Here is an 8,094-nt window from a genome sequence, read left to right on the forward strand (position 1 = left end):
TATTTTATCTCTAAAGAAGAAAACGATAGGAATATCTTCGTTTTTCAGCAGCTTCGCTTTACACAGTGAGTTTGACTAATTAATTTGGACCTTCACCTTTAAACCAACCTGTTTTAGCGTTGATTGTCACTAGATAAATCGGTAGTTCAGACTCAGACCGATCTTTTAATAAGGATGATTGAGTACTGGTTGCAAATAAATCGTAATAGGCTTCACCATTAATGATAATGCGCTGACGTAATTCATAACCACCTTCAACAATGTAACCACGTCTGATACATTCATTGATAATTTTAGCTTGAATTCCTTCACCCCATGACCAATCACCATAAGTAGTTCCACTGCTCTCATTCTGTAAGGCAATCCCGGTCCGATAGGTCCCTTGATTATTTGTTTGACTACCACTTGCTTGTGGCGTTTGAGTTTGAGGTGCCTGAGCGGTTAAGCTGGCTTGGGCTTGAGCGATGGCCGCTGCTTGTTCATCTGCTTTACGCTGTGTTTCTTTTTTCTCTTCTGCTACGATTAGAGCATCTACTTTTGCTAATTTAGTATCATAGTCTTTTTGTAAGGAACTGTCTTTCAAGCTCTTCACAGCCCCTTTGGCCTCATCATATTGTGCACGAGTTGCTTCTTTTTTCGCATCGTCTCCATAAACTTTCGCCACTAATTCTTTGGCTTTTTTATTGGCTGCCACTTGATCGCTGGCTACTTTTAAGCCTTTGTTTACTAATTCTTCAAACTTATCAGCTGGTTTTTCAATCCCTTTAGGAACGACTGCCTCAGCTTGTTTCAAGACGCTGCCTTCAACTAGCTTATCCCCTTTAATAAGAGGTTCTTTAAATAAGTTATTAACAGATACTAGCAAATCACCCCGCTCTTTTAAATCAGCTACAACAGGCTTTAAGTCAGCCACATACTTAGCCTCTTTAAAATCGGCTACTTGCCCCTCTAACTCCTTCAAAGTATCCCCGTCAAAATTCTCACTTAGAAAAACCTTTTCTTCATTAAAATACAATTTATCCAAATCATTTTCAAGTAAAGCAGCCTCTTTTTTGATAGCCACAACTTGGTCGGCTTCTTTTTTAGCTTGATACTTAGTAAAACCAAAAACACTACCGCCAATCACAAGCAAGGCTAATACCACCAGGGCGATTATCTTATTGTAATTCTTTTTCGGTGGGGTCGGCTCATTCATCTCAGATTGAGATGCTACAGGAGCTTTCTTAGAGACAAAACTGTCATTAGACGCGGGATCAGCTTTTGTCTCATAAGGATCTTCTGGTATCACTTCTTTAGCAGCAAATTTTTCGATTTGAGGTTCTGGCGTTGGTTCTGGTATTGGCTCAACCATTGGTTCAATCATTGGCTCTTCGATTGGCTGACTTGGAACAACTGGTGGCTCTGCCACAGGCTCACTGATTTCCGGTTCGACTGCCACTGGAGTTTCAGGTTCCTCTTCAATAGTCGGTTCGACCGCTACTACTTCTGCCTCTGGTGTCTGACCTTTATCTAAGCCTAACTCTTTCGTAAAATCTTCAAACGTCGGTTCAAAACGGTCACAGTTAGGACAGAACTCTTCATTCTTCGTGGAGACATAGCCACAATTGGGGCATTTTTTTCCTTTTTCCATGGTTTTATCACATTCCTATTTTAATTTTTCAGATTTTTTAAGATTACAAATCAAGACTAGTTTATCATAAAATCGACGGGATTTGTTAACTAAATTTAGCTTTGTCTGCTAATTTAAGAGGTAACAGAAAAACATCAAGGTCTCAACCTTGGTGATAGCAAGGCAATCGCTCGATGTTTTTCCATTAATTAAGTTTTATTCTAAAAATGAATTCTGAGGTCACCTCATTCACTTCCCAGCTGTAATGATAACCATACTGGGTCAATATAGTGTCCACAATATACAAGCCTAAGCCATGACTTTTTTCAAACTCATTGTTGCATTCCGTCTCAAAGCTGACAAATGGTGCAAAAATTTTCGTTTCTTTCAAACGCTGGCTGTCTTTGACTTGATTACGAATTTGCCATTCCTGATTATTGGAAATTACGACTATTTTACCTTGATTCGGTGTGTATTTCACAGCATTTCCGACTAAATTCGACAGCACTTTTTGTAAATTACGCTTGGGAATATGCACCAGCCCGCTAGTCAAATGACCAGTCTCCAACTCAATTTCTTTATCTGCCAGCATATAGGCATAAATCTCAATAACTTCCTCTGTCGCTTTTTTCAGTTCCATTTCCCCTGAGAACATGACTGACTCAATACGCGAAACCTCAAGCATTTCATTGACCAAACGACTCATGCTTTGTAAGCGAGTGTAGCAAGCCTGTAAATAATGCTCACGGTCCTCATATCCTTCGACTTGCGCCATCATCCCTTCCAACATGGTAGTCATTGCCATAATCGGCGTTTTCAGTTCATGAGTTGCACCACGCATAAAGACTTGACGATCCTCTTCTAACCGTTTAACGGTGTCCATCTCTTGATTCAATTTCTGTAAGGTAAATTGTAATTCCTGGTACATGTGATGAACACTGTTCTCTAAGTCTTGGAGTTCATCGCCTTCCTGAGCTTCATAGGTTATAGGAGCGGAACTGGTCGACATACTGTGAACCGTTTGATTTAAATGAGTTATTTTTCGCGAAAAATAACGGGCGTAGATGATAGAAATAACCGATGAAACGACTAACCCGATAACGATAAAATAAGGAATAATCGAATAAAAAACATCTTTTATTTCATCTTGATTAACGGCCACAGGATACATGATCTGAACCAAATAAGGAATTCCCTTATAAGTCACCGTTCGCTCCTCCATTAGTGGCACTGTCGTCACACTGACTGCTTCCAATTGACCAATGCTATCTGAAGGCGTAACCTCAATCCCTTCACCTATTGATTGGGCATCAAATAATGGACTTGGGCTACTTGAACCAAAAGAAATTTCAGCATACTCTGGGTAGATCAATTGGCCATTGTAACTAATAAACACATTATAGCCAGCAATCATATATTTTTCTAACAACTCTTGATTCAACCCTTCGTTCTCCACGCTTTTAAAAATCAGGTTACTAGTTTGATCAAATTTTTTCTGTTGATTATTCTCTAAGAAACGGGTTGCAAATAATGAAAATATCAAAAAGAACAACCCGATCGTAATTAAAATAGTGATAGCGGTAATCACCCATGTCTTCCAGTAAAGGGAAGTTCGTTTAACCCTTCCTTTGATTAACTCAATTAATCTAGTCATAACCGATCCACCTTGTAGCCAATGCCCTTAACCGTCTTGATGCAATCGAAAGGCAGCTTTTTGCGAATATTTTTAATATGCACATCGATATTACGACTGTCGCCAAAATAATCATAACCCCAAACCACGGTCAGCAGTTCTTCTCGAGAGTAAACTTTGCCACTATTTAACAACATGGTCTGTAAAATTTCAAACTCCTTCACCGTTAGTTCTAATGCCTGTTCCTGATAATAAACTTCATAATTATTGACCAATAATCTTAGATCGTGGTATAAAATTTCTTTTTTTTGCTTCTCATAAACCCGTCTTAGCAAGGAGGCTATCTTGTGAACCAGAATATTCATGGAAAAGGGCTTGACGATGTAATCATCAACACTTTGCTCGAAAGCATCTAGTTGGATCAATTCATCATTTAGCGCACTGATAATCAGAATCGGCACATCCGACTTACGGCGAATCCACTCCAACACCTCTTCACCACCGATTCCCGGTAACATCATATCTAGTAGAACTAAGTGAAAATCGGTTTCTGTAAATTCCCGCAATGCCTCTTCACCAGTTTCTACGGCAACGACATTATAGTCTTCCCGCCGCAAAAAATTGGTCATTGCACGGCGAATCTCTTTTTCATCTTCTACTAATAAAATGTTATAACTCATCTTCATAGCTCCTTTTCGGATTGTTACGTTAATCATACTATAGATTGATTACTTAGGCAGTTTTTTTTATGGATTTCCAGTACTAATGCGAATTTCAACCGTATAGTCCATTGGCACATACAGATTCACAGCACTCATGCTGACAACCGTGCCTTTTTTCTCTTCTGAATTAACATATTTAATCGTATAGTTAATATTAGCCCCTTTGGCCTGATACTCATCAAAGAAGATTTTTTGTAGGGCTCCTTCTGTTTCACCAACGACATCTTTTAAGTATGGCTTGCCTTCTGAATAAGTCACCACAATGGCTGAATCATCTTTTTCTGTTAACTCGGCCCCAGAAGGAAGAGTTTGCCATATTAATTGCCCGTAAGGTACCTCATTGCTGTATTGGTGCTTAACCGTCACCTCGACCCCCTTTTGAGCCAGTGCTTCTTCTGGTGTTAAGGTCTCAAAATCCGGTACGACGATTGGCTTTCCGGCTGAGACCTCTACTTCCATCTTCGTTTCTTTGGCAATTTTTTCTTTCGGAGCAATCGATTGCTTTAAGACTTTGCCCAGTTCTTGTTCTTTAGACGCAACATCTTTATAAGTCATCTGGATACTGTTACTCTTTGCCCAAGTTTCGACTTCACTTTTCAATTTGCTACTAAAATCCGGTACCACAATATCTTTCTGATAGACTTCTTTACCTTTAGAGTAATAGAGTGTGCCACTATCTTTCCGTTTAAAACTCTTTTTTAATTCTTCTTTGATTTCCGTTCGCAATAATTTGCCGGTTTCGATTTGTTCACTATACTCCAATATCAATTTTAAATTCTCGACTTTATTTTGCTTCAACCAATCTTCCGCCGCAGCACTAGACAAAGTGCTGAAGTCTGGTAAGTTTAAGGGTTCTTCCGGATCTGCCCCCTTACTAATAAGGAAGGATAGTTCCTGGCCTTTTCTGACTTTTTTTCCTTTTGGGACGGGTTGCTTCAATATTTGATTCGCTTCTTTTTCTACCGAATAGTCCGATTTAGTTTCGACTGTCACTTTATTTTTAGCGGCCCATGTTCGGACATCACTTATAGCTTTCCCTTTAAAGTCAGGCATCTCCACGTGATTTAACTGATAGATTGTCAAACTGATGGCAACGACTGCTACCGTTCCCAGCAACCCTATCAATAACCATTTCTTCCGCTGACGTTTTTGATACGTCGGATCATGCTCGGTCTCCTCTTGAGAGTGACGTCTAACCATCTTTGTCGCTTCTTCTTGTGATGAGTCGCCAAGTTCCGTATCAGCTAGCTTCTGTTCGATTGCTACGCCCCCATTCTCTTTAGAACGGTCAGGCTTTTCTGGTACTTCTTTTTCTTTATTTTTTTCGTAATCACCTGATTGGAAATTAGTTAAAAAATTACTCATATGGCGTCAACTTCCCTCCCTTTAAATAAAAGGTCTGATCTGAACTATTGGCAATTTCCTGTGAGTGAGTCACGACGATGACACATTTATTGTGAATATGTGCCAGCTCTTTGAAAACTGTCACAATTTCTTGTTCCATTCCTTCATCTAAATTACCTGTTGGCTCATCCGCCAAAATAATATCCACATTTGTCGCTAGTGCTCTAGCAATTGCCACCCTTTGTTGCTCCCCACCTGATAAATGGGTCACAGTTCGGTCTGCTTTACTTTTGACAATGCCAATATAATCCAATAAGTTATAAGCCACATCTTTATGATTAGGTGGTAACTCATTATCCGTAATAGCCATGGCTAATAAGACATTTTCAACAGCCGTTAGATATGGTATCAAGTTGTAACTCTGAAAGATAATACCAATCTTATTACGACGGTATTCTTCATGCCCCATCTTTTTTATATCTTGTTGCTCATAGATAACCTCTCCATCTTTAGGCACATCCAACGCACTGATTAAAGAAAGATAGGTCGTCTTGCCAGATCCTGATTGCCCCAAAATAGTGTAAAATTTTCCCTTCTCAAAGGAATTGCTAACGTCACTTAATATCGTGCGTTTGCGATCCCCATCTTGGTAAAAATACTCAATATGTTTTGTCTCTAAAATAGTCATACATCGTCACCCTTTCTACATCATAATTTTCTTCGGATTTAAGCGAATCAAGTAAACCATCGGGGCAATTGTTGCCACTAAAATCGTGCCTAGTCCGATAACAAAGAAGCTAATCACGTACTTACTACTTAAACTTACCTGATATTCTTTCGTGACACCCTCGGCTGACAATGAAGATGTGTTTGGATCACTCCCTGCAATCATCACCATTCCAGATGAGGAACCGGCCTCTTCTTTTTCGGCTTCGGCTTGGATTTGATTTTGGATCATTGAACTGGAAATACCTTTTGCTAAATAATTCCCTGAAAAAACCGATAAACCAATGGCGATAAAAGCCACAACTAAAACCTCAATAATCACTTGGCCTAAGACACGCTGCCGCTTTTCACCTAGGGATAAATAAATACCAAACTCATGTTTCCGATCTCTTAAAAACAATAAAACAACTAAACTGACGATTAAAAGAGAAGCCCCTATGGCAGCTACTAGTACATAACCGGATAATTTAGACATGGATTTAATTGGAGCTGCAATGGCATTGTATTGATCAGTTGAAGCACTTAATTTATAGTTTTTTGGCACTAGTGGGTTAGTTTCCTCTTTAAAAGCATCCACAGACTCAGGACTTTTCAGGACAAATTTTGGCAGATAAGAGGCCTCTTCACTCGCATCTGGATTAACTTTCATTAGTTCTTCTGTTTTGAAGGTTGACTCTTTTGATACTACCCCGTTTGGCACATAAAGGGTATTTTGGAATTGAGTATTATAAAAGCTAGCCATTGGATCGGCTTTTTTTGTCTCATCGTCAGTCTTTTTCTCCGCTTCAAGAGGTTCAAAAATCCCAATAATTTCAATCGGCACATCCCGCGTGGCTATTGGTTCTGCATTTGGATCATAGGTCGTCCCAAAATCAAATACATTGCTCTGAAAGATAAACGTATCGCCCACACTTAAATTATTTTCTTCCGCCAATTTTTTGGAAATAAGTCCCACATTGCTACCTTTCTCTATTTCTTCTTCGGTAAAGACCCGTCCATCCGCTAGTTTCGCTTTTTTCTCTTTAATATCCATTATTGGTGCATACTGTACACCCTTTAAAGCAAAATCTAACCCTTTCATCTCGCCACTTATCATCTCATTGCCTTCCTTTGGAGGTGCGAATGCTTTGATATCCTTGGCGCCGCCATAAGTTTCCATATTATAATCATAATACTTCACATAATTAGAACTACCGATTTGTTTGATCAAATCCTCTTTTAATGGCTCAATTTCCACCTTCTCACCACTTGACATAGCGTCTTCGTAAACTTTCATATCTACTTCAATGGAAGCTGTCCCACCTAATTGTTTCTTAATACTTTTTTCCACATTTTGCGTCGCTTGTTGAATGGAAATCGCCCCTGCAATTAAATTGCCCAAAATAAAGACAACTGCGAATAAAATAAGAGCCCTACCTTTTCTTCTAGTAATACTTAAAAATGCTCGTTTTGCAAAGTTCATCTGATAATAATGCCTCCTTTAGTTAATCTACTAGCATCTTATCAAGCCAATATGAAGCCAGTGTAAAGACAAAGTGTGGAGGTCATAAAGATATTTTCACGGATTTTTTTGGCAAGATACTCATTTATTTGATTGATTATTATTCAAATAACTTTGGCAATTAAGACTTTTTTTAACACTCCTTTAATTTATCCAACAAAAAGAAAGCGATCGCTTGAAATCGACGAATGTGTTATAATATAGGTGATTATTTGACCTAAGTGATTAGCAATTCTCGGTTTTCGATAAGTATTTGGTTATGGCAAGATAGATGAACGAATGTTGATTTGCAATCGTTCATTAAGAATCTTAAAAAAACAAACTGGGCTGTAGCTCTTACTACATTCAGTAACTACTTTTCTTGAAAGAATGGTGTGAAGCATGACTGACATTAAAGACTCATCAATTTGTTTCAAAAAATAAAGGTTTGTTGCAAGTTCTGCTACATTTTCAGCCCCATTTAACTATGCCTGACCCGTTAGTATTGATAAAATCACTGATCGACAGCTTTTAAGTCAGCTAATTCCTTCATTCAAAATATTGAGGGATGTTGCAAGTT

The 8,094-nt window shown here is 38.7% G+C and carries 6 protein-coding genes; all 6 read right to left on the reverse strand.

The features are described 5' to 3' along the window. Nucleotides 1-79 precede the first annotated feature (79 nt). The 6 genes from RWN13_RS23355 to RWN13_RS23380 all read right to left on the reverse strand — a co-directional run bounded on the left by RWN13_RS23355 (nucleotide 80) and on the right by RWN13_RS23380 (nucleotide 7,496). Nucleotides 80-1,630, reverse strand: coding sequence for a cell division site-positioning protein MapZ family protein (locus RWN13_RS23355; RefSeq protein ID WP_314068612.1), 1,551 nt, complete (start codon nucleotides 1,628-1,630; stop codon nucleotides 80-82). A gap of 184 nt (nucleotides 1,631-1,814) precedes the next feature. Next, the gene (locus tag RWN13_RS23360; protein ID WP_314068614.1) at nucleotides 1,815-3,263 is read right to left on the reverse strand and encodes a HAMP domain-containing sensor histidine kinase; all 1,449 of its coding nucleotides are present in this window, start codon (nucleotides 3,261-3,263) and stop codon (nucleotides 1,815-1,817) included. Then, the gene (locus RWN13_RS23365) at nucleotides 3,260-3,922 is read right to left on the reverse strand and encodes a response regulator transcription factor (RefSeq protein ID WP_314068618.1); all 663 of its coding nucleotides are present in this window, start codon (nucleotides 3,920-3,922) and stop codon (nucleotides 3,260-3,262) included. The genes RWN13_RS23360 and RWN13_RS23365 overlap by 4 nt, the downstream gene beginning before the upstream one ends. Nucleotides 3,923-3,988: 66 nt before the next feature. Beyond that, nucleotides 3,989-5,329 (reverse strand): PASTA domain-containing protein, encoded by a 1,341-nt coding sequence (locus tag RWN13_RS23370; RefSeq protein ID WP_314068622.1) that lies wholly within the window; start codon nucleotides 5,327-5,329, stop codon nucleotides 3,989-3,991. Beyond that, nucleotides 5,322-5,996: an ABC transporter ATP-binding protein gene (locus RWN13_RS23375; protein ID WP_314068624.1), complete on the reverse strand. Its 675-nt coding sequence runs from the start codon at nucleotides 5,994-5,996 to the stop codon at nucleotides 5,322-5,324. Before RWN13_RS23375 ends, RWN13_RS23370 begins: the two co-directional genes overlap by 8 nt. Before the next feature lie 15 nt (nucleotides 5,997-6,011). Continuing rightward, nucleotides 6,012-7,496 (reverse strand): ABC transporter permease, encoded by a 1,485-nt coding sequence (locus tag RWN13_RS23380; protein ID WP_314068626.1) that lies wholly within the window; start codon nucleotides 7,494-7,496, stop codon nucleotides 6,012-6,014. Nucleotides 7,497-8,094 lie beyond the last annotated feature (598 nt).

Source organism: uncultured Vagococcus sp. (assembly GCF_963518325.1).
In the GTDB taxonomy this organism is placed as follows: Bacteria; Bacillota; Bacilli; order Lactobacillales; family Vagococcaceae; genus Vagococcus_D.

Bases quoted from the DNA above. Each gene is read 5' to 3' on its own strand.
- RWN13_RS23370 (WP_314068622.1), bottom strand. From the start codon at position 5,329: ATGAGTAATTTTTTAACTAATTTCCAATCAGGTGATTACGAAAAAAAT.
- RWN13_RS23355 (WP_314068612.1), bottom strand. From the start codon at position 1,630: ATGGAAAAAGGAAAAAAATGCCCCAATTGTGGCTATGTCTCCACGAAG.
- RWN13_RS23365 (WP_314068618.1), bottom strand. From the start codon at position 3,922: ATGAGTTATAACATTTTATTAGTAGAAGATGAAAAAGAGATTCGCCGT.
- RWN13_RS23380 (WP_314068626.1), bottom strand. From the start codon at position 7,496: ATGAACTTTGCAAAACGAGCATTTTTAAGTATTACTAGAAGAAAAGGT.
- RWN13_RS23375 (WP_314068624.1), bottom strand. From the start codon at position 5,996: ATGACTATTTTAGAGACAAAACATATTGAGTATTTTTACCAAGATGGG.
- RWN13_RS23360 (WP_314068614.1), bottom strand. From the start codon at position 3,263: ATGACTAGATTAATTGAGTTAATCAAAGGAAGGGTTAAACGAACTTCC.